Source organism: Pseudomonas sp. B23(2017) (assembly GCF_002113725.1).
GTDB classification, from domain to species: domain Bacteria; phylum Pseudomonadota; class Gammaproteobacteria; order Pseudomonadales; family Pseudomonadaceae; genus Aquipseudomonas; species Aquipseudomonas putida_Z.
In genome coordinates, this window is the sequence record NZ_NEJM01000001.1 from 440,197 (window position 1) to 461,651 (window position 21,455).

16 protein-coding genes are annotated in these 21,455 nt (G+C 62.4%); 3 read left to right on the forward strand and 13 right to left on the reverse strand.

Annotation, left to right across the window (positions count from 1 at the left end):
* Nucleotides 1-82 precede the first annotated feature (82 nt).
* The 4 genes from CAG46_RS01965 to CAG46_RS01980 form a co-directional block, all read right to left on the reverse strand.
* Complete coding sequence (locus CAG46_RS01965) at nt 83-3,136, reverse strand: efflux RND transporter permease subunit (protein WP_085615855.1); 3,054 nt, start codon at nt 3,134-3,136, stop codon at nt 83-85.
* On the reverse strand, nt 3,133-4,200 hold the full coding sequence (locus CAG46_RS01970) for an efflux RND transporter periplasmic adaptor subunit (RefSeq protein ID WP_025341031.1): 1,068 nt from the start codon (nt 4,198-4,200) through the stop codon (nt 3,133-3,135). The genes CAG46_RS01965 and CAG46_RS01970 overlap by 4 nt, the downstream gene beginning before the upstream one ends.
* A complete protein-coding gene (locus tag CAG46_RS01975; protein WP_075046698.1) occupies nt 4,197-5,285 on the reverse strand; it encodes an efflux RND transporter periplasmic adaptor subunit in 1,089 nt (362 codons plus the stop codon). The genes CAG46_RS01970 and CAG46_RS01975 overlap by 4 nt, the downstream gene beginning before the upstream one ends.
* Before the next feature lie 215 nt (nt 5,286-5,500).
* Nucleotides 5,501-5,773, reverse strand: a complete 273-nt coding sequence (locus tag CAG46_RS01980) for a DUF3077 domain-containing protein (RefSeq protein ID WP_085615857.1) — start codon at nt 5,771-5,773, stop codon at nt 5,501-5,503.
* Nucleotides 5,774-6,282: 509 nt separating this feature from the next.
* Here CAG46_RS01980 and CAG46_RS01985 point away from each other — a divergent pair.
* Nucleotides 6,283-6,738 (forward strand): transposase, encoded by a 456-nt coding sequence (locus CAG46_RS01985; protein WP_085615859.1) that lies wholly within the window; start codon nt 6,283-6,285, stop codon nt 6,736-6,738.
* A gap of 105 nt (nt 6,739-6,843) precedes the next feature.
* Here the strand turns inward: CAG46_RS01985 and CAG46_RS01990 are convergent, their stop codons facing one another.
* The 7 genes from CAG46_RS01990 to CAG46_RS02020 form a co-directional block, all read right to left on the reverse strand.
* Nucleotides 6,844-7,737: an ABC transporter permease subunit gene (locus CAG46_RS01990; protein WP_003258560.1), complete on the reverse strand. Its 894-nt coding sequence runs from the start codon at nt 7,735-7,737 to the stop codon at nt 6,844-6,846.
* Nucleotides 7,734-8,654: an ABC transporter permease subunit gene (locus tag CAG46_RS01995; protein WP_013974703.1), complete on the reverse strand. Its 921-nt coding sequence runs from the start codon at nt 8,652-8,654 to the stop codon at nt 7,734-7,736. The genes CAG46_RS01990 and CAG46_RS01995 overlap by 4 nt, the downstream gene beginning before the upstream one ends.
* Nucleotides 8,651-9,793: a polyamine ABC transporter ATP-binding protein gene (gene potA, locus CAG46_RS02000; protein ID WP_013974704.1), complete on the reverse strand. Its 1,143-nt coding sequence runs from the start codon at nt 9,791-9,793 to the stop codon at nt 8,651-8,653. The genes CAG46_RS01995 and potA overlap by 4 nt, the downstream gene beginning before the upstream one ends.
* Nucleotides 9,794-9,864: 71 nt before the next feature.
* Nucleotides 9,865-10,959, reverse strand: a complete 1,095-nt coding sequence (locus CAG46_RS02005) for a polyamine ABC transporter substrate-binding protein (RefSeq protein WP_085615862.1) — start codon at nt 10,957-10,959, stop codon at nt 9,865-9,867.
* Nucleotides 10,960-11,117: 158 nt separating this feature from the next.
* Nucleotides 11,118-12,215: a polyamine ABC transporter substrate-binding protein gene (locus CAG46_RS02010; protein WP_085615864.1), complete on the reverse strand. Its 1,098-nt coding sequence runs from the start codon at nt 12,213-12,215 to the stop codon at nt 11,118-11,120.
* A 170-nt stretch (nt 12,216-12,385) separates the two neighbouring features.
* Nucleotides 12,386-13,747: an aspartate aminotransferase family protein gene (locus CAG46_RS02015; RefSeq protein WP_085615866.1), complete on the reverse strand. Its 1,362-nt coding sequence runs from the start codon at nt 13,745-13,747 to the stop codon at nt 12,386-12,388.
* Between the two features lie 46 nt (nt 13,748-13,793).
* Nucleotides 13,794-15,152, reverse strand: a complete 1,359-nt coding sequence (locus CAG46_RS02020) for a glutamine synthetase family protein (protein ID WP_085615868.1) — start codon at nt 15,150-15,152, stop codon at nt 13,794-13,796.
* A gap of 574 nt (nt 15,153-15,726) precedes the next feature.
* On the opposite strand from CAG46_RS02020, the gene CAG46_RS02030 reads away from it, so the two are divergent.
* Nucleotides 15,727-17,103 carry a glutamine synthetase family protein gene (locus CAG46_RS02030; RefSeq protein ID WP_085615870.1) on the forward strand — a complete coding sequence of 459 codons (1,377 nt, stop codon included), beginning with the start codon at nt 15,727-15,729 and terminating at the stop codon, nt 17,101-17,103.
* A 151-nt stretch (nt 17,104-17,254) separates the two neighbouring features.
* Here the strand turns inward: CAG46_RS02030 and argA are convergent, their stop codons facing one another.
* Together argA and argE are read right to left on the reverse strand one after the other, a co-directional pair.
* Nucleotides 17,255-18,553, reverse strand: coding sequence for an amino-acid N-acetyltransferase (gene argA, locus CAG46_RS02035; protein WP_013974710.1), 1,299 nt, complete (start codon nt 18,551-18,553; stop codon nt 17,255-17,257).
* A gap of 124 nt (nt 18,554-18,677) precedes the next feature.
* Nucleotides 18,678-19,820 (reverse strand): acetylornithine deacetylase, encoded by a 1,143-nt coding sequence (gene argE, locus CAG46_RS02040; protein WP_085592402.1) that lies wholly within the window; start codon nt 19,818-19,820, stop codon nt 18,678-18,680.
* Nucleotides 19,821-20,040: 220 nt separating this feature from the next.
* On the opposite strand from argE, the gene CAG46_RS02045 reads away from it, so the two are divergent.
* Nucleotides 20,041-21,408, forward strand: a complete 1,368-nt coding sequence (locus tag CAG46_RS02045) for an inorganic triphosphatase (RefSeq protein WP_085615872.1) — start codon at nt 20,041-20,043, stop codon at nt 21,406-21,408.
* The last annotated feature ends 47 nt before the right edge of the window (nt 21,409-21,455 follow it).

The following is a 21,455-nucleotide window of genomic DNA, read 5'->3' on the forward strand; positions in this document are numbered from 1 at the left end:
AGCGGGTTCACCCGCGAATGCGGCGGTGGTTCCACCATCGCATTCGCGGGTAAACCCGCTCCCCCAGGATCCGTGCAGGACTTCAGTTGTGTTTCTGTGGCTCGCGGATCTTGTACCAGGCCACATACAAGGCCGGCAGGAACAGCAGCGTCAGCAGGGTCGCCACGATGATCCCGCCAATCATTGCGTAGGCCATCGGCCCCCAGAACACTTCGCGGGCAATCGGGATCATGCCCAGGCTCGCCGCCGCCGCGGTCAGCAGAATTGGCCGGCGCCGGTGGTTGGTGGCCTCTACCACCGCATCCCACGGCGACAAGCCCTGGGCCTCGAACTCGTCGATCTGGGTCACCAGGATCACCGAGTTACGAATGATGATGCCCGCCAGCGCGAGAATGCCGAGAATCGCCACGAAGCCCATGGGCGTACCTGTGGGCACCAGCGCAATGATCACGCCAATCAGCCCCAACGGCGCCACGCTGACCACCAGGAACAGCTTCTGCACGCTGTGCAGCTGGATCATCAGGAACGTCGCCATCAGGAACAGCATCAGCGGGATGACCTTGCGGATCGGCCCCTGCGCCTTGGCGCTCTCCTCCACCGTACCGCCGGTGGCCACTTCGAAGCCCACCGGCAACTTGCTGGCGAACTCGTCGATCTTCGGCTTCAGCTGGGCCACCAGGTCGGTGGGCTGGATGTCGCCGTTGACCGAGGCCTTGATGGTGATGGTCGGCTTGCGGTCACGGCGCCACACCAGCGGCTGCTCCAGCTCGTAGCGCACGGTGGCGAACGCAAGCAGCGGGATCGAGGTGCCGTTGGGCGTCAGTATCTGCAGGTTCTGCAGGGTATCGGGCGAGCCACGCTCGCTGTCTTCGGCACGGGCGACCACGTCGACCAGGTAGATGTTGTCGTTGACCTGGGTGATCTGCACGCCGCTGACGATGCTGTTCATCACATTGGCCACGTCCTCCGACGACAGGCCCAGCTGGCGCGCCTTGTCCTGGGCGATTTCCACGCGCAGCACCTTACCCGGCTCGTTCCAGTCGTAGATCATCTCGCCGATGTGCTCGTTCTGGTCGAGCAAGGTGGCCAGCTCGATGGCGTGCTTGCGTACCTGGTCGATATTGGCGCCGCTGACCCGATACTGGATCGGCCGGCCCACTGGCGGGCCCATCTCCAGCGATTGCACGTTGGTGCCGACGCCAACGAACTCTTCATGCAGGATCTTCTGCAGGCGGTCCATCATGGCCTGGCGTTCCTCGAAGCCCTTGCTGACGATGACCAGCTGCGCGTAGTACGGGTTCTGCAGCTGCTGGTCGAGGGGCAGGTAGAAGCGGATCGCGCCTTGGCCGATGTAGGTACTCCAGTGCACAAGGTCCGGGTCGTCCTTGATCCGCGCCTCGAAGCGGTCGACCACCTTGCGCGTCTCCTCGATCGAGGCGTTCTGCGGCAGGTTGAGGTCGACGAGGATTTCCGGGCGGTCCGAGGACGGGAAGAACTGGTTCTGCACGAAACGCTCGCAGAAGATCGCCAGGGCGAACAGCACCACGGTGCCGATGATGGTCAGCCAGCGGTTGCGCATGCACCACAACAAACCATGCTCGAAGATTCGGCCGACACGGCCCGGCTCGGCTTCGTGGGGCTTGAGCTTGGCGCTGCTGAGAATGTGCACGCCGAGCACCGGGGCGAAGAACACCGCTACCACCCACGACACCATCAGCGCCACGGCAATTACCGCAAACAGCGTGTAGGTGTACTCGCCCGCCGAACTGGCGTTGAGGCCGATCGGCACGAAGCCGGCCACCGTCACCAGGGTGCCGGTAAGCATGGGGAAGGCTGTGGAGGTATAGGCAAAAGTCGCCGCCTGCTCCTTGCTTTCGCCCATCTCCAGCCGTGTGACCATCACCTCCACGGTGATCATCGCATCGTCCACCAGCAGGCCCAGGGCGATGATCAGCGCCCCCAGCGAAATCCGCTGCATGGTGATGCCGCTGTATTCCATGAACACGAACACCATGGCCAGCACCAGCGGGATCGAACAGGCCACCACCAGCCCGGCACGCACGCCGAGGCTGACGAAGCTCACCGCCAGCACGATCACCACCGCCTCGAACAGCGCACTGGTGAAGCCGCCCACCGCTTGCTTGACCACCACGGCCTGGTCGGAAACAGTGTGCACCCCGACGCCCACCGGCAGGTCTTCGATCACCTTGTCCATGCGCTTTTTCAGCGCCGCGCCGAACACCTGGATATTGCCGCCGGCCTTCATGCCGATGGCCAGGCCCAGCGCCGTCTGGCCGTTGTAGCGAAACATCGGCGAAGGAGGGTCGACGTAACCACGCTCGATATCGGCGATATCGGCCAGGCGGAAGAAGCGGTCGTTGATCTTCAGGTTGACGGTTTGCAGGTCCTTTTCCGAGGTGAACTGCCCGGAGGTACGCACCGAGATACGTTCCGGCCCGGCCTCGATCACACCGGCAGGGGTCACGGCGTTTTGCGATTGCAGGGCCTGCATGACCTGGCGCTGATCGATGCCCAGGGCTGCCAGCTTGCGGGTGGAGAAGTTCAGGTAAAGCACTTCGTCCTGGGTGCCGATCAGCTCGATCTTGCCGATGTTGGGCACATCGCGCACTTCGGCCCGCGCCTGTTCCACGTAGTCGCGCAGCTGGCGCAGGGTCAGGCCGTCGGCGGTGAAGGCATAGATAGAACCGAACACATCGCCGAATTCATCGTTGAACCCGGGCCCCTGGATGCCCGCAGGGAATTCACCGCGAATGTCCTGGATCTTCTTGCGCACCTGGTACCAGATTTCCGGGATGTCCTTGGCCTTGGTGGTGTCGCGCAGGTACACGTAGACCGTGGATTCGCCGGGGCGGGTGTAGCTTTTGGTGTAGTCGAGGGAGTCGAGTTCCTCGAGCTTCTTCTCGATACGGTCGGTGACCTGGTACAGGGTTTCGTCCTGGGTCGCGCCGGGCCAGCGGGTCTGGATGACCATGGTCTTGATGGTGAACGACGGGTCTTCCTCACGGCCCAGGTTGAAGTAGGAGAAGATCCCCATCAGCAGGCCAACGAACATCAGGTACCAGACGAACGATTGATGCTTGAGTGCCCAGTCGGACAGGTTGAAGCTTCCTTTCATTGCGCATCCTCGTCGAAGGTGACCTTCTGGCCAGGCTTGAGGCTGTTCACGCCCGCAGTCACCACCCGCTCGCCGGGCTGTACGCCCGAGCTCAGGACGACACTGTCGGCGGTGCGGCCGATCAGGGCCACGTCACGAGTGGCCACGGTCTTCTGCTGCGTATCGATCACCCATACCTGGGTCTTGCCGTCGCGCTCGAGCAAGGCACTCAAGGGCAGTTCGCTGCGCGGCGACACCTCCGAACTCAGGGTCACGCTGATGGCGGTGCCCAGGTGGAAGGCCGCCGGGGTGCTGGCCAGGGTCAGGCGCGCGCGACGGGTGCGAGTGGTGGCATCGGCCTGGGGTTCCAGTTCCCGCAGGCTGGCGGTGGTGTTGATGGTCGGGTCCAGCTGCGAAGCAACGGTAAAGGTCAGGCCTTTGCTCAACTGCTCGGCCAGGCCGATCGGCAGGTCGATCACCGCTTCCTTCACATCCGGCCTGGCCAGGGTTACCACGGCCTGGCCGGCGGTGACGGTTTGCCCGGCTTCGGCCTGCCAGGCAGTGATTACCGCGGCGTGGTCGGTGCGCAGGGTGCTGTAGTCGAGCTGGTCACGCGCCTGGCTGAGCGCAGAGCGCGCCTGCTCCAACGCCGCGCTGGTGGTTTTCAGGTTGGTCTGGGCGATATCCAGCTGGGCCTGGGCGCCTACGCCACGGTCGTACAGCTGTTGCTGGCGGCGGGCATCGGCCTGGGCGTTGATCCACTGCGCCTGCACCTTGGCCAGGTCGCCTTCGGCGGCACGAAGCTGGTTCTGCTGGTCGGTCGGGTCGAGGGTGGCCAGGGTGTCGCCCGGTTTCACCTGGGCGCCCACATCCAGCCAGCGCCGGGCAATACGCCCGGAAACCCGGAAGCCCAAGGTGCTTTCGAAACGTGCCTGGATACTGCCGGCGAAACGGCCCAGCTGCGACTGCACCTGGGGTTCGACCTTGACCGACAGCACCGGCCGAATCGGCTCCGGCACTTCATCCTCGCTACTGCAGCCAGCCAACAGCACGCCGGCCGACAGCATCAGCAGCAGGCGCTTCATAGCTCACCCCCGTTGCCCTTGGCATCGATCTTCAGCACCTGCATGCCGGGGTGCAGCAACTGCCCGCCATTGACCACCACGGTCTCGCCGCCTTTCAGGCCACTGGCGACCACGATCCTGCCGGTGAGGTAACGGCTGACCTCGACCTTGCGCAACTCTACCTTGTCACCCTCGCCCACTACCCAGACGGCGGGCTCATGCAGGGCCTTGGTCAGTGCCGACCATGGCAGCTCGATACTTGGCCGGCCCTGGGCATTGGTGGTGGCCGTCACCGGTGCACCCAGTTGCATCCCTGGCGGCACATCCCTCAGCCCGACCTTGACCTGTACCGTGCCGCTTTGCGCAGACACCGTGGGGGTGATTTCGCGCACGAAGCCACGGGCCTGGACCTTGGGGTCGTCCAGCAGGCTGACGATCACGCCGGCGTCGCTTGGCGGAGCCACCAGCAGCGATTCGTAGACATTGAACACGGCATCACGGTCGCCATCGGTGGCCAGGCTGAAGATTGGCATGGTCGCCTGCACCACCTGGCCGACCTCGGCCTGGCGCTCGGTAATGACCCCATCGGCCTCGGAGACCAACGCGGTATAGCTCAGTTGTTCGTTGGCATTGGCCAATTGCGCCTGCGCGGCCTTGAGCGCGCTCTGGTTGCTGCGCAGCGCGGCTTCGGCGGAATCGTATTCGCTCTGGCTGGTGTAGCCCTTGGGCAACAGCTTTTGCTGGCGCACGAACGCGGCACTGGTCTGGGTGACCCGCGCCTGCGCGGCGAACACCTCGGCCTTGGCCGAGTCGACATTGTTCTGCAGGTCTTTCGGGTCCAGCCGCGCCAACACCTGGTTGGCCTTTACGTGGTCGCCGACATCGACACTGCGCGAAATGATCTTGCCGCCCACACGGAACGACAGGTCGGTCTGCACCCGCGCCTGCACATCGCCAGTCAGGGTGACCCTGGCAGCGAAATCGGTGGGTGATACCTGTTGCACGCCTACGCGTGGCAGTGTTTCGGTGGTTTCTTCCTTACTACAGCCCGACAGCAGGGACACAAGCCCCAGGCAGACGACCAACAGCGGACGTATCAACGTCATGCAGGCTCCTTGCTTGCGCGCAAATGATTCGTGGGATGCGACTGTTAGCGTAGATCAGGGTTCGATAAACGGCACTGACCGCGATCAAGCTGGCATTTTCGGCGCCTGCGCGGGCCTTTTCGCGGGTAAACCCGCTCCCACAGGGCATGCGCAAGCCCTGAAGGCTGCACAGTCCCTTGTGGGAGCGGGTTTACCCGCGAAAGGGCCGGTACAGGTCAGAGCTGAACTGAAGCCTTGTTCAGTCCCAGTTCGATGTCATCGATCAGTGCTTTGGCAAACCCACTGAGAATTCTCGCGGCACTACCGGCCAGCCGGTCATTTTCCATCTCGGCTTCGGTCGTCAGGTGATTGATGCAACCGAGCATTACGGAGAGTTCGGAGAAGGCATGGTTGAAGGGGATATTGGCCTGGACGCGGAAAAGGTCCATGCAGGTTTCTTTACCGACGGTGCTGCTGTTTTTTGGGTGATTTGGAACGTGCGTTGTCATGGTCGGGATCCAATGTCGTTTATGGAACCGCCAGCTCATCTTTCTCACGGATAAGGGGTGGCAGCCGTACGCGGGGTGAGAAAACCGAGGACATTGAACCCGGCCAGGCCGAGGCCTGCCCACGCAAGGCCGCCATGACAGGAAGCCTGTTCAACATCGAGCGGGTTTCTCACACCCGGTCACCTTGATTGGCGACTCGACGACGTTATCCCTGGGGCATTTCCCCAGCAACAGAGCAGCTTCCACACGGCTCGTAGGATAATTCCCAAGCCGATTCAACTGAAGCCTTTGGTTTGAGTTGATGAAAAGTCGTACGCCTTGCGGGCCTCTTCGCGGGTGAACCCGCTCCCACAGGGTTATGTGCAGCCTTCAGGACCTCTGCAATACCCGCGAATGGGCCGGTACTGCCATCCGCAAGTTTCTGCCATATCCAGAAACCATGATCTACACAGCACCTGCATCTCAGCCACTACCTTTGAAAAGTCACCTGCTTTTCAAGGAAGAAGCCAATGTCGCGAGCCCAGTCTCACCTGCTTCGCCGTGGTCGCTATTCAGAACTTGGCCGGCTCTATCTGCTGACCACCGTCACCCACCAGCGCAAGCCGCTGTTCCATGATTTTCACCATGCCCGGCTGGTCATTCACCAACTGCGACAATCAGACCAGGAACATGCCTGCCGATCACTGGCCTGGGTGCTGATGCCGGACCATCTGCATTGGCTGATCGAGTTGAAAGGTACGACGTTGGGCACCTTGATGCGCAGGTTCAAGTCCAGGTCCAGTCTGGTTTTGCATCAGGCGGGGGTTGAGCAGGATCCGGTATGGCAGCCTGGGTATCAGGACCGGGCACTGCGGCGGGAGGAAAGCACGGTGCATGTTGCCAGATACATTGTTGCCAACCCCTTGCGGGCTGGCTTGGTCAGAAGTGTCAGGGACTATCCACATTGGGATGCAGTCTGGCTTTAAATTAGAGTTGAGGCATTCGCGGGTAAACCCGCTCCCACAGGGATTAACACAGGCCCGAGGCAGTGATATTCCTGTGGGAGCGGGTTCACCCGCGAAGAGGCCAGGTCAGGCCGACGCAGCCACCTGCGCCGGGCGCTTGACCTGTGGCTGCGAAGCATTCGCCGCAGCGCCCTCTTCGATCGCCTGCTGTATCGCCTTGCGACGGCGCTCTTCGGCCTGGCGGCTGAAGTACCAGACGAAGAAGGTCACCAGCGACACCGACAGCAGGATCAGGCTTGCCACGGCGTTGATCTCCGGCTTCACGCCCAGGCGCACCGCCGAGAACACTTCCATCGGCAAGGTGGTCGAACCAGGGCCTGACACGAAGCTGGCCAGTACCAGGTCATCCAGCGACAGGGCGAACGACATCATGCCGCCCGCCGCCAGCGACGGCGCGATCATCGGGATGGTGATCAGGAAGAACACCTTCCACGGCTTGGCCCCCAGGTCCATCGCCGCTTCCTCGATCGAAAGGTCCAGCTCCCGCAGGCGTGCTGACACCACCACCGCCACATACGCCGCACAGAACGTGGTATGGGCGATCCAGATGGTGACGATGCCGCGCTCCTGCGGCCAGCCAATCATCTGCGCCATGGCCACGAACAGCAGCAACAGCGACAGGCCGGTGATCACCTCAGGCATTACCAGCGGCGCGGTGACCAGGCCACCGAACAGCGTGCGGCCCTTGAAGCGGGTAACCCGGGTCAGCACGAACGCCGCCAAGGTACCCAGCGCCACCGCCGCCACCGCCGTGTAGCAGGCGATTTCCAGCGAACGCATCACCGAACCCATCAACTGGGTGTTGTCGAGCAGGCCGACGTACCACTTCACCGACCAGCCACCCCATACCGTCACCAGCTTGGAGGCGTTGAACGAGTAGATCACCAGGATCAGCATCGGCAGGTAGATGAACAGCAAGCCTAGCACCAGCATCAGCTTGGAGAAACTGAAGCGCTTCATGCCCTGCCCTCCATTTCTTTGGCCTGGCTGCGGTTGAACAGCAGGATCGGCACAATCAGGATCGCCAGCATCACCACCGCCAGCGCAGAGGCCACCGGCCAGTCTCGGTTGTTGAAGAACTCTTGCCACAGCACCTTGCCGATCATCAGGGTTTCCGGGCCGCCAAGCAGTTCAGGGATCACGAACTCGCCCACCACCGGGATGAACACCAGCATGCAGCCGGCGATGATGCCGTTCTTCGACAGCGGTACGGTGATCTTCCAGAAGCTGTTGAAGGTGCTCGAACCCAGGTCCGAAGCGGCCTCGAGCAGGCTCGGGTCGTGCTTCACCAGGTTGGCGAACAGCGGCAGGATCATGAACGGCAGGTACGAATAGACCACGCCGATGTACACCGCCAGGTTGGTGTTGAGGATCTGCAGCGGCTGGTCGATCAACCCGGTCCACAGCAGGAAGCCGTTGAGCAGGCCGTTGTTGCTGAGAATGCCCATCCAGGCATAGACGCGGATCAGGATCGCGGTCCAGGTCGGCATCATGATCAGCAACAGCAGGACCGTCTGGGTCTCCTTCTTGGCATTGGCAATGGCATAGGCCATCGGGTAGCCGATCAGCAGGCACAGCAGGGTGCTGAAGAAGGCCATCTTCAGCGAGCCCAGGTAGGCCGAGATATACAGCTCATCCTCGGTCAACAGGCCATAGTTGGCCAGGTTGAGCACCAGCTGCAGCTTGTCTTCGACGTAGCTGTAGATCTCGGTATACGGCGGGATAGCCACGTCGGCTTCGGCGAAGCTGATCTTCAGCACGATGAAGAACGGCAGCATGAAGAACAGGAACAGCCAGATGAACGGCACGCCGATCACCAGGTGCCGCCCCTCCGGGGTAATACGCTGGAAGGCTCGCTTGAGCTTGCGCAGCTTCATGACCGCAGTACCACGCCGCTGTCGTCTTCCCACCATACGTACACTTCATCGCCCCAGGTCGGGCGCGTGCCCTGGCGCTCGGCGTTGGCGACGAACGACTGGACGACCTTGCCACTCGGCAACTCGACGTAGAACACCGAGTGGCCACCCAGGTAGGCAATGTCGTGAACCTTGCCGCGCGACCAGTTGTGCTCGCAGGTCGGTTGCTGGGTGGTGACCAGCATCTTTTCCGGGCGCAGCGCATAGGTGATGTGCTTGTCTTCCACCGACGTGGTGATGCCGTGGCCGACATAGATCTTGCGCTCCAGCTCCGGGCTGGCAATGATCGCGTGGCCTTCGGCGTCGTCGACCACTTCACCTTCGAACAGGTTGACGTTGCCGATGAACTCGCACACCAGGCGGCTGGTAGGCGTCTCGTAGATGTCCACCGGCGAACCGATCTGGGCGATCCAGCCCAGGTGCATGATGGCGATGCGCTGGGCCATGGTCATGGCCTCTTCCTGGTCGTGGGTCACCATTACGCAGGTCACGCCCACGCGCTCGATGATCTCCACCAGTTCCAGCTGCATCTGCGAACGCAGTTTCTTGTCCAGTGCACCCATCGGCTCATCGAGCAGCAGCAGCTTGGGGCGCTTGGCCAGCGAGCGGGCCAGGGCCACGCGCTGGCGCTGGCCGCCGGACAGCTGGTGCGGCTTGCGCTTGGCGTACTGGGTCATGTGCACCAGCTTGAGCATCTCGGCCACGCGGGCGTCGATCTCGGCCTTGGGCATCTTGTCCTGCTGCAGGCCGAAGGCGATGTTCTGCGCCACGGTCATGTGCGGGAACAGCGCGTAGGACTGGAACATCATGTTGATCGGCCGCTCGTAGGGCGGCATGTCGGTGATGTCGACGCCATCGAGGAAGATCCGCCCTTCGGTCGGGCGTTCGAAGCCGGCCAGCATGCGCAGCAAGGTGGACTTGCCGGAACCGGAGCCACCCAGCAGGGCGAAGATCTCGCCCTTGCGGATTTCCAGGGACACATCGTCCACGGCTACCGTTTCGTCGAACTTTTTCGTGACCCGGTCGATCTTGACCAGCACCTGCTTGGGTTGCTGGCCACCCTCGAGGGCTTTTTTATAGGCACCGGAGGCAACTGCCATGAGTGAAACTCCCAACAAGATTTTTGTGCCCGCGAGCCCTGTTCTACAGGTGCCGCCACGGGCCTGGATTTTTACTTGCCCGACTTGACCTTGGTCCAGCTACGGGTCATCAGCCGTTGCACCTTGGGTGGCAACTCTGAGTTCACGAACATCTTGTCCAGCACTTCCTGCGGTGGGTAAACCGCGGCGTCAGTCCTCACGGCCTGGTCCATCAGGTCGCCAGCCTTGGGGTTCGGGTTGGCGTAACCGACGTAATCACTGACCTGGGCGATAACCTCAGGCTTCAGCAAATAGTTGATGAAGGCATGCGCCTCTTTGACGTTTTTGGCGTCCTTGGGGATCGCCAGCACGTCGAACCAGAGGTTGCCGCCTTCCTTGGGAATGGCGTAGGCCAGGTTCACGCCCTTCTTCGCTTCTTCGGCGCGGGCCTTGGCCTGGAACACATCACCCGAGAAACCTGCCGCGACGCAGATGTCGCCGTTGGCCAGGTCGGTGATGTACTTGGACGAGTGGAAGTAGGTCACGTACGGGCGTACCGCCAGCAGTTTCTTCTCGGCGGCCTGGTAGTCCTTGGCATTGGTGCTGTTGGGGTCCAGCCCCATGTAGTTGAGCACCGCCGGCAGCATTTCGTCCGCCGAGTCGAGGAAGGCCACGCCGCACTTGGCGAGCTTCTTCATGTTCTCGGGCTCGAACAGCACTGCCCAGGAGTCGATGGTGTCCACGCCCAGCGCGGCCTTCACCTTGTCGACGTTGTAACCGATGCCGTTGGTGCCCCACAGGTAAGGCACGGCGTAATGGTTGCCCGGGTCGTTCTTTTCCAGGCGTTTCATCAACGCCGGGTCCAGGTTGGAATAATTGGGCAGCAGGTTCTTGTCGAGCTTCTGGAACGCGCCCGCCTTGATCTGCTTGCCGAGGAAATGGTTGGATGGCACTACCACGTCATAGCCGGTGTTGCCGGCCAGCAGCTTGCCTTCCAGGGTTTCGTTGGAGTCGAACACGTCTTGCACGGGCTTGATGCCCGTGGCTTTCTCGAAGTCCGCGAGTGTGGTCGGGCCGACGTAGTCGGACCAGTTGTAGAAGTGCACCGTAGGCGCCGCTTGGACGCTGCATGCCAGCGTCAGGCCCGCTCCAGCCATCAAGGCCTTGCGGAATACAGAAATGGACAAGTGGGTGGTCCTCACAATCAGTGCCTGGGTAGCGACAATGCTGCCGCACACGCAAAACCGGCGCGCAACTTACCTTCGCAGCTTCGATGCCGCAATCATCAATTGCCTTTCACTGGCTCTGGGCCGGGATTCCCCGGCCCAGAGGTACCGCATCGGGCTTACTTGCCCGACTTGATCTTGGTCCAGCTGCGGGTGATCACACGCTGGGCAGACGCTTCAGGCGCAGCGATCGCGTACAGCTGCTTCTTCACTTCAGCTGGCGGATAGATGCTCGGATCGCTGGTGATTTCCTTGTCCACGAACTGGGTGGCGGCAGCGTTGCCGTTCGGGAAGCGCACGGCGTTGGTGATCTCGGCCATGATTTCCGGCTGCATCAGGAAGTTCATGAACTGATAGGCGGCGTCTTTATGCTCGGCATCCTTGGGGATGGCGACCATGTCGTAGAAGGTACCGGCACCTTCCTTCGGAATGACGTAGTCCACCTTGACCTTGTCGCCGGCTTCGTGGGCACGGGCCTTGGACTGCTCCAGGTCACCCGAATAACCGACGGCTACGCAGATATTGCCGTTGGCCATGTCGCCGATGTACTTGGACGAGTGGAAGTAGGTGATAGAAGGACGGATCTTGAGGAACAGGTCCTCGGCGGCCTTCAGGTCTTCCTTCTTGGTGCTGTTGCTCGGCAGGCCCAGGTAGTGCAGCGCAGCCGGCAGCATTTCGGTCGGGGCATCCAGGAAGCTCACGCCGCAGCTCTTGAGCTTGGCGATGTTCTCAGGCTTGAACACCACGTCCCACGAGTCGATCTTGTCCACGCCCAGCGCGGCCTTGACCTTCTCCGGGTTGTAGCCGATGCCGATCGAGCCCCACATGTACGGGAAGGCGTGCTTGTTGTCCTTGTCGCTGGCATCGCCAACGGCCTTGAGCAGGTCTGGGTCGAGGTTCTTCCAGTTCGGCAGCTTGGAGCGGTCCAGTTCCTCGTACACGCCAGCCTTGATCTGCTTGGCCAGGAAGTTGTTCGAAGGCACGACGATGTCATAGCCCGACTTGCCTGCCAGCAGCTTGGCTTCGAGGGTTTCGTTGCTGTCGAAGACGTCGTACTTGACCTTGATGCCCGATTGTTTCTCGAACTTGGCGATGGTGTCCGGAGCGATGTAGTCCGACCAGTTGTAGACGTTCAACACCTTGTCTTCAGCCTGAACAGCGGTAGCCATGACACCCATCAGGGCGGCGGCCAGCAACGTCTTGCCCATTTTATTCATGCGTAATGCTCCAGAATTTTTTATTTAGCCATCTGTTCAGCAGCCAGGACCTACGGTGCAGAGCGCGCGGCGACTGAAACAGTCGCTAGTCTGGCAAGTTACAAGGCTCTGTATCAAGGAAAGCAGGGCCTTGTAACGACTTAATGTCACATCGCTAGCCTAGCAAACTGTCAGCGGATCGCTTCGAGCGTCAGATCAAGGCATTTACGTGCCTTTTCCACCAGTTCGTCGATCTCTGCATGGCTGATCACCAGCGGCGGCGCAATGATCATGGTGTCACCCACCGCGCGCATGATCAGGCCGTTTTCGAAGCAGAAGGTGCGGCAGATCATGCCCACGCCCTTGCCCTCGTAACGGCTGCGGGCGGCCTTGTCCTTGACCAGCTCGATCGCGCCGAGCAGGCCCAGGCCGCGTACCTCGCCCACCAGAGGGTGGTCCTGCAGTTCACGCAAACGCTTTTGCAAATACGGTGCCGCTTCGCTGCGCGCCTTCTCGACGATTTTCTCGTCACGCAGGATGCGCAGGTTTTCCAGGCCCACGGCGGCCGCTACCGGGTGGCCGGAGTAGGTGAAGCCGTGGTTGAAGTCGCCGCCTTCGCTTAGTACCTGGGCCACGGTGTCACGCACGATCACACCGCCCATGGGGATGTAACCGGAAGTCAGGCCCTTGGCGATGGTCATCAGGTCGGGCTTGAGGTCGTAGTAGTCGGAACCGAACCACTCGCCGGTACGGCCGAAACCGCAGATCACTTCGTCGGCGACGAACAGGATGTCGTACTTGGCGAGGATCTCCTTCACCTTCGGCCAGTAGGTTTCCGGCGGGATAATCACGCCGCCGGCGCCCTGGATCGGCTCGGCGATGAAGGCGGCGACATTGTCTTCGCCGACTTCGAGGATTTTCTTCTCCAATTGCTCGGCCGCCCACACCCCGAACTCATCCGGAGTCATGTCGCCGCCTTCGCCGAACCAGTAAGGCTGCGGGATATGCACGATGCCCGGGATCGGCAGGCCGCCCTGCTCGTGCATGCCGCTCATGCCGCCCAGACTGGCACCAGCCACGGTGGAGCCGTGGTAGCCGTTGATGCGGCCGATGATGGTCTGCTTCTGTGGCTTGCCTTTCAGCGCCCAGTAATGGCGGACCATGCGCAGCACGGTGTCGTTGCCTTCGGAGCCGGAGCCGGTGAAGAACACATGGGTCATGCCTTGCGGCGCCACGTCGGAGATTGCCTTGGCCAGTTCCAGCGCAGGCGGGTGGGCAGTCTGGAAGAACAGGTTGTAGTACGGCAGCTCGCGCATCTGCTTTTCTGCCGCCTGAACCAGTTCTTCACGGCCATAACCCACTGCCACGCACCACAGGCCAGCCATGCCGTCGAGGATCTTGTGCCCCTCGCTATCCCACAAATGCACACCCTGGGCCTTGGTGATGATGCGCGGCCCCTTCTCCTTCAGCTGCTTGTAGTCGCTGAAGGGCGCGAGGTGATGCTCCCCGCTCAGGGTTTGCCATTCACGGGTTTGCGGGTTGTTGACGCTCATGTGCTTCTCCGTTGTTCGACAGCCGCGTCCTGCGGCACCAAGTTGATCAGACAGCAAACAGCAGGAACTCACGCTCCCAGGAACTGATGACTCGCTTGAAGTTCTCGTGCTCGGCGCGCTTGGTAGCGACGTAGCCGGTGATGAACTTCTTGCCCAGGTACTGCACCAGTGCACGGCTGTTTTCCATGCGTTCCAGGGCATCTTCGATGGTCAGTGGCAGGCGCAGGTTGCGGCGTTCGTAGCCACGCCCCTGCACCGGCGCGCTGGCATCGATGCCTTCGACCACGCCGATATAGCCACACAGCAGGCTGGCGGCGATGGCCAGGTAAGGGTTGGCGTCGGCGCCTGGCAGGCGGTTCTCGACCCGGCGGCTTTGCGGGCCGGCGTCCGGCACGCGCAGGCCGACGGTACGGTTTTCCTCGCCCCATTCCACGTTCACCGGCGCCGAGGTGTCGGGCAGGAAGCGGCGGAACGAGTTGACGTTGGGGGCGAACAGCGGCAATGCCTCGGGGATGAACTTCTGCAGGCCACCGATGTGGTGCAGGAACAGTTCGCTCATGCTGCCGTCGTCGTTGCTGAAGATGTTCTTGCCGGTAGCCACGTCGACCACGCTCTGGTGCAGGTGCATGGCACTGCCTGGCTCGCCGGTCATGGGCTTGGCCATGAAGGTGGCGGCCACATTGTGCTTGAGCGCGGCCTCGCGCATGGTGCGCTTGAACACCAGGATCTGGTCGGCCAGGTGCAGGGCGTTGCCATGACGGAAGTTGATCTCCATCTGCGCCGTGCCGTCTTCATGGATCAGCGTGTCGAGGTCCAGCTGCTGCAGTTCGCACCAGTCGTAGACGTCTTCGAACAGCGGGTCGAATTCGTTGGCGGCTTCGATCGAGAACGACTGGCGACCGGTTTCCGGGCGGCCCGAACGGCCTACCGGGGGCTGCAGCGGGAAGTCCGGGTCTTCGCTGCGCTTGGTCAGGTAGAACTCCATCTCCGGCGCGACGATCGGCTGCCAGCCCTTGTCGGCGTATAGCTTGAGGACTTTCTTCAGCACGTTGCGCGGCGACAGTTCGACCGGGTTGCCCTTCTTGTCGTAGGTGTCGTGGATCACCTGGGCGGTCGGCTCGATGGCCCATGGCACCAGGAACACGGCGTTCTCGTCGGGGCGGCAGATCATGTCGATGTCCGCCGGGTCCAGCAGTTCGTAATAGATGTCGTCGTCGACGTAGTCGCCGGTCACGGTCTGCAGCAGCACGCTCTCGGGCAGGCGCATGCCTTTTTCGGCGATGAATTTGTTGGTAGGCGAAATCTTGCCGCGCGTGATGCCGGTCAGGTCACTGATCATGCATTCGACTTCGGTGATCTTGTGCTCTTTCAACCAATCGGTGAGCTGGTCGAGGTTGTTACTCATAAATACCTCAGGAGGTAAGGTGGTCCGCGCACTGATTCTGGATGGAGTACATTGCTAAAGCAAAAACCCCCGCGCAGAGCCACAGTGGATACACTGAAAACAGGTGCGTCCGTAATGAGTTCGAAAGGCAGGAAGACGAAACGAAGGGCGGCAAGCCGCTACGAGGGCAGGTCCGGGAGCGCCAAACGTCAATTATTGCGGCCAGGGCGGCCACGCCATTGACGAAGCTTGCAAAAAAGACGGATGTACCCGATGGCACTGCGCAGGCAGTGCTTTCAGGTCTCGGCAAGCGGACCATGTGACCCTCGTATTATTGTGTTCTGGGTTGAGACCGAGCTTAGCCTTGTTCATTTTTTTACACAACACCTCCGTAAAAAATAAAACACGGTTGGTCGGAGATAGCCCTTTGCGCGGGAAATAGCGGATAATGGTTTGCCCCGAGATGCAGCAAATCTGCCGTCGATGTGCCATTTCAGGGCATCATGGGGTTGGCTTGACATCAGTTTGTCTTTTCGATTGACTGGTCTTGCAAGCCCCCCTTGATTGATATTTTTAACAACAAAGGTGTTGCATCATGTCGGTACCCCCGCGTGCCGTTCAGCTTAACGAAGCGAACGCGTTCCTTAAGGAACATCCTGAGGTTCTCTACGTTGACCTTCTGATTGCAGATATGAATGGTGTGGTGCGTGGCAAGCGCATAGAGCGCACCAGCCTCCACAAGGTTTACGAGAAAGGCATCAACCTGCCTGCCTCCCTCTTCGCCCTGGACATCAACGGCTCCACCGTTGAAAGCACCGGGCTGGGCCTGGACATCGGCGATGCTGACCGCATCTGCTATCCAATCCCTGACACCCTCTGTAACGAGCCGTGGCAAAAGCGCCCTACCGCTCAGCTGCTGATGACCATGCACGAGCTCGAAGGCGAGCCGTTCTTCGCCGACCCGCGTGAAGTGCTGCGTCAGGTGGTGAGCAAGTTCGACGAACTGGGCCTGACCATCTGCGCCGCGTTCGAGCTGGAGTTCTACCTGATCGACCAGGAGAACGTGAACGGCCGCCCGCAGCCGCCGCGCTCGCCAATTTCGGGCAAGCGTCCGCAGTCGACCCAGGTGTACCTGATCGACGACCTCGACGAATATGCCGACTGCCTGCAGGACATCCTGGAAGGCGCGAAGGAGCAAGGCATCCCGGCCGACGCCATCGTCAAGGAAAGCGCCCCGGCGCAGTTCGAAGTCAACCTGCACCACGTGGCCGACCCGCTCAAGGCCTGCGACTACGCGGTACTGCTCAAGCGGTTGATCAAGAACATCGCCTACGACCATGAAATGGACACCACCTTCATGGCCAAGCCCTACCCGGGCCAGGCAGGCAACGGCCTGCATGTACACATTTCCGTGCTGGACAAAGATGGCAACAACATCTTCACCAGCGAGGATCCCGAGCAGAACGCCGCGCTACGTCACGCTGTCGGCGGTGTGCTCGAGACCCTGCCCGCGTCCATGGCGTTCCTTTGCCCGAACGTCAACTCGTACCGCCGCTTCGGCGCGCAGTTCTATGTGCCGAACGCGCCAAGCTGGGGCCTGGACAACCGCACCGTGGCCCTGCGCGTGCCGACCGGTTCGCCGGACGCCGTGCGCATCGAGCACCGCGTGGCCGGTGCCGACGCCAACCCGTACCTGATGATGGCCGCCGTACTGGCCGGCGTGCACCATGGCCTGACCAACAAGGTCGAGCCGGGTGAGCCGATCGAAGGCAACTCGTACGAGCAGCTGGACCAGAGCCTGCCGAACAACCTGCGCGATGCCCTGCGCGAGCTGGACGACAGCGAGATCCTGAACAAGTACATCGATCCGAAGTACATCGACATCTTCGTCGCGTGCAAGGAGAGCGAGCTGGAGGAGTTCGAGCACTCGATCTCCGACCTCGAGTACAACTGGTACCTGCATACCGTGTAAACAAAAACGCCGCCCACAAGGGCGGCGTTTTCGTTCGAGATTGGTGTCGCCTGCTTCGCGGGTAAACCCGCTCCCACAGGGACCGCGCCGGCCTCAGGTCCGGTGAAGATCCTGTGGGAGCGGGTTCACCCGCGAAGAGGCCAGTACAGGTTTACAAGGGCTTCTCGAAGATTTTCGAATTGCGCTGGTAGTTGTACAGCGAAGCCCGCGCCGCTGGCAGGCGCTCGACCCCGCTCGGCGCAAACCCGCGTTCGCGGAACCAGTGCGCAGTACGCGTCGTCAGCACGAACAGGGTGTTCAGCCCCAACTGCCGCGCCCGGCTTTCGATGCGCTCCAGCAGCTCGTCGCCACGCCCGCCATGGCGGTACTCCGGGTTCACCGCCAGGCACGCCAGTTCGCCGGCATCGGAGTCGGCAATCGGGTACAACGCCGCACAGGCGATGATCATGCCCTCGCGCTCGACCACGCTGAATTGCTCGATCTCCCGCTCCAGCACCTCACGCGAACGGCGCACCAGGATGCCCTGCTCTTCCAGCGGGCTGATCAGTTCCAGCAAACCGCCCACGTCCTCGATGGTCGCCTCTCGCACCACTTCGAACTGCTCCTGCGACACCAGCGTGCCGCCACCGCCACGGGTGAACAGCTCGGTCAGCAAGGCACCGTCCTCGGCATAGCTGACGATATGGCTGCGCGCCACGCCGCCTTTGCAGGCTTCGGCCGCGGCATCCAGCAATTCGCCCTGGTAATCGCTGCCCAGGCGCTGCAGATGCGGGGCAACCTGCTGCGGGCGCAGCTCACGCACCAGCTTGCCATCGGCATCCAGCAGGCCCGGCTCGGCACCGAACAGCAGCAGCTTGTCGGCACCCAGTTCTATGGCGGCGCGGGTGGCCACGTCTTCGCAGGCCAGGTTGAAGATTTCCCCCGTGGGCGAGTAGCCCAGCGGCGACAACAGCACGATGGAGCGCTCGTCGAGCAGGCGGCTGATGCCCTTGCGGTCGACCCGGCGCACTTCGCCGGTGTGGTGGTAGTCCACGCCTTCGAGCACGCCGATCGGCCGCGCCGTGACCAGGTTGCCGGACGCCACTCGCAGGCGCGAGCCCTGCATCGGCGAAGCGGCGATGTCCATCGACAGGCGTGCCTCGATGGCCAGGCGCAAGGCGCCGACGGCATCGATCACGCAATCCAGGGTGGCGGCATCGGTGATGCGCAGGCCACGGTGGTAGTGCGGGGTCAGGCCGCGATCAGCCAGGCGGCTTTCGATCTGCGGGCGCGAGCCATGCACCAGCACCAGGCGCACGCCCAGGCTGTGCAGCAGCACCAGGTCGTGGACGATGTTGCCGAAATTAGGGTGTTCCACCCCATCGCCAGGGAGCATGACCACGAAGGTGCAGTCGCGATGGGCATTGATATACGGGGAGGCATGACGCAGCCAGTTGACGTAGTCGGGCATGACAGGGCCTGTGGATAAGTGGACGGAGAACGGCGATACAGGGGGCGTTCAGGATCATCGTCGGAACAGGCTTGCGGTCACGCGCGGTCTCCTCTAGGCAGGAACGAAACAGTTCGGTTGACGTTTAGTCCAGGCAATAGTGCCGGATCAGGTCACGCAATAGACGCACGGTAGGCTCGATTCGTGACATTTCAAGGTATTCGCCGGGCTGGTGGGCACAGGCGATGTCGCCGGGGCCCAGCACGATGGTCTGGCAACCCAGTTGCTGAAGATAAGGCGCTTCGGTGCCGAACGCCACCGCTTCGGCGCGATGGCCGGTCAGGCGCTCCGCGACTTGCACCAGCTCGGCGTCGGCTGCCTGCTCGAATGGCGGCACCTCCGGGAACAGCGGCGCATAGTCGATGCGCACCTCAAAACGCTCTGCCACCGGCACCAGCTTGGCGCGGATGGCTGCGCGCAGTTGCTCCACGTCCATGCCTGGCAGCGGGCGCAGGTCGAATTCCAGGGCGCACTGGCCGCAGATACGGTTGGGGTTGTCACCGCCGTGGATGCAGCCAAAGTTCATGGTCGGGGTCGGTACGGTGAATTGCGGGTTGCGGTAGGTTTGCTGCCATTGCTGGCGCAGGCCCATCAGCTCGCCCATCACCGCGTGCATGGCCTCCATGGCGCTGCGGCCCAGGCTTGGGTCCGAGGAGTGGCCGCTGCGCCCGAGGATGTCGATGCGGTCCATGAGGATGCCCTTGTGCATGCGGATCGGCCGCAGCCCGGTGGGCTCGCCGATCACCGCCGCACGGCCGAGCGGCTGGCCGGCCTCGGCCAGGGCACGGGCGCCGGACATGGAGCTTTCTTCGTCACAGGTGGCGAGGATCAGCAGCGGTTGCTTGAAATCGTGCTCCAGCAGCGGGATGACCGCCTCGATGACCAGGGCGAAGAAGCCTTTCATGTCGCAGCTGCCCAGGCCGACCCAGCGGCCATCGGTTTCGGTCAGCTTCAGCGGGTCGCTGGCCCACAGCTGTTCGTCATAGGGTACGGTGTCGCTGTGCCCCGCCAGCACCAGGCCACCCGGGCCGGTGCCACGGCTGGCCAGCAGGTTGAACTTGCCGGGGCTGACCTGCTGGATGTCGCACTTGAAACCCAGGTCGCCCAGCCAGCCGGCCAGCAGGTCGATGACCTGGCGGTTGGACTGGTCCAGCGCAGGCTGGGTGCAACTGACCGAGGGCGCGGCGATCAGGGCGGCGAACTGGTCTTTCAGCGTCGGCAACGGCATGCGCGTACTCCTCGGAAGCGTTGCCCATCATAGCAATGCCGTCCAACCGTGTGGGCTTCTTCGCGGGTAAACCCGCTCCCACAGGGAAAGCGCTACACCTGAGGGCTACACAGTACCTGTGGGAGCGAGTTCACCCGCGAAGAAGGCCACCACGATCCAACAGACGAGAGCCGACTCCTGTAGACTGCTGGGCAACCACGCCCCCTCCTTCGAGCCTGTGATGCACAAAGAAACCGAACTCAAGCTCCGCGCCAGCCGCGAGACCCTTGCCGCCCTGCGCGAGCACCCTCTGCTGAAAAAGCGCAACAAGTCCGGCTGGCAGACCCGCGAACTGCTCAACCAGTACTTCGACACCCCCGAGCGCGAGCTCTCCGCCGCCCGTGTCGCCCTGCGCCTGCGCCGCGATGGCGAGGCCATCATCCAGACCCTCAAGTGCCGCGGCACCAGCGTGGCCGGCCTGTCCGAGCGCAACGAGCACGAATGGCAGCTGGACAAGGTCAAGCTCGACCTGAAGAAGCTCGACGACAGCTGCTGGCCCGCGCAACTGGCCAACCTGGACAAAAAGACCATCAAGCCGCTGTTCACCACCGACTTCAGCCGTGAATACGCCGAAATCGCCTGGGGCCGTGGCAAGAGCAAGGTGGTGATCGAGGCCGCGCTGGACCAGGGTTTCGTGATCGCCGGCAAGCGCAAGGAAGAAATCTGCGAGCTGGAACTGGAACTGCGTGAAGGCGAGCCGCAGGCACTGCTGGAACTGGCCGCCGAGCTGGCCGCCAGCCTGCCGTTGATGCCATGCGACATCAGCAAGGCCGAGCGTGGTTACCGCCTGCTGGAGCCGGACAGCTACGAGCTGGGCCTGCCGCACACCGAGCTGGAAGCCGAAATGGCCGTGGACGACGCCTACGCCGCACTGGCCTGGCAACTGCTGGGCAGCAGCCAGCGCCTGGCCGAGCAATACCGCCACAACGGCCACTGGCGCCTGCTGCAGGACTGGGTCGAGTGCCTGAGCGAGCTGCGTGCCATTACCGCCAGCCTGGGCCAGGCCGCGCCGCGCGCCACCACCCGCGACCTGCGCAGCAGCCTTGACGCCCTGCTCGAAGACTGGCGCCCGCTGGTGCAGGCTGGCAACGAAGACGAAGATATCCGCCGCGCCGCCCCCGAGCAGTTCGCCGAAGAGCTGGAGGACGTGCGCTGGGGCCAGTTCTCGCTGGAAACCTCGCGCTGGCTGCTGGCCCGTGCCTGGACCGTGGAGCGCAAAGGCCGTGGCGAGCGCCAGGGCAAGGCGCAGATGGCAAGCTGGCTGGCGCACCTGCTGGGCGAAGAAGGCCGAGCGTTGAAGCTGCCGCTGTACACCCAGCGTCCGGAAGACCTGGCCGAGCAACTGCCGCGTATCGAACAGCTGCTGGCCTGGCTGCACCATGCCCGTCAGGTGCTGGAAGCGCCGCAGATGGACCGCCTGTATGGCGACCTGAAGAAGCTGCATGAGCTGGCTGAACAGCCGATCAGCGATGAAGTGCTGGAAGCGCGTATCGAACAGGCTCGGGCGGTGGATCAGAGCCGTGGCTGGAAGCACCTGCTCAAGGCGTGATACCGCGTCGCATTCTTCGCGGGTAAACCCGCTCCCACAGGGGTCGC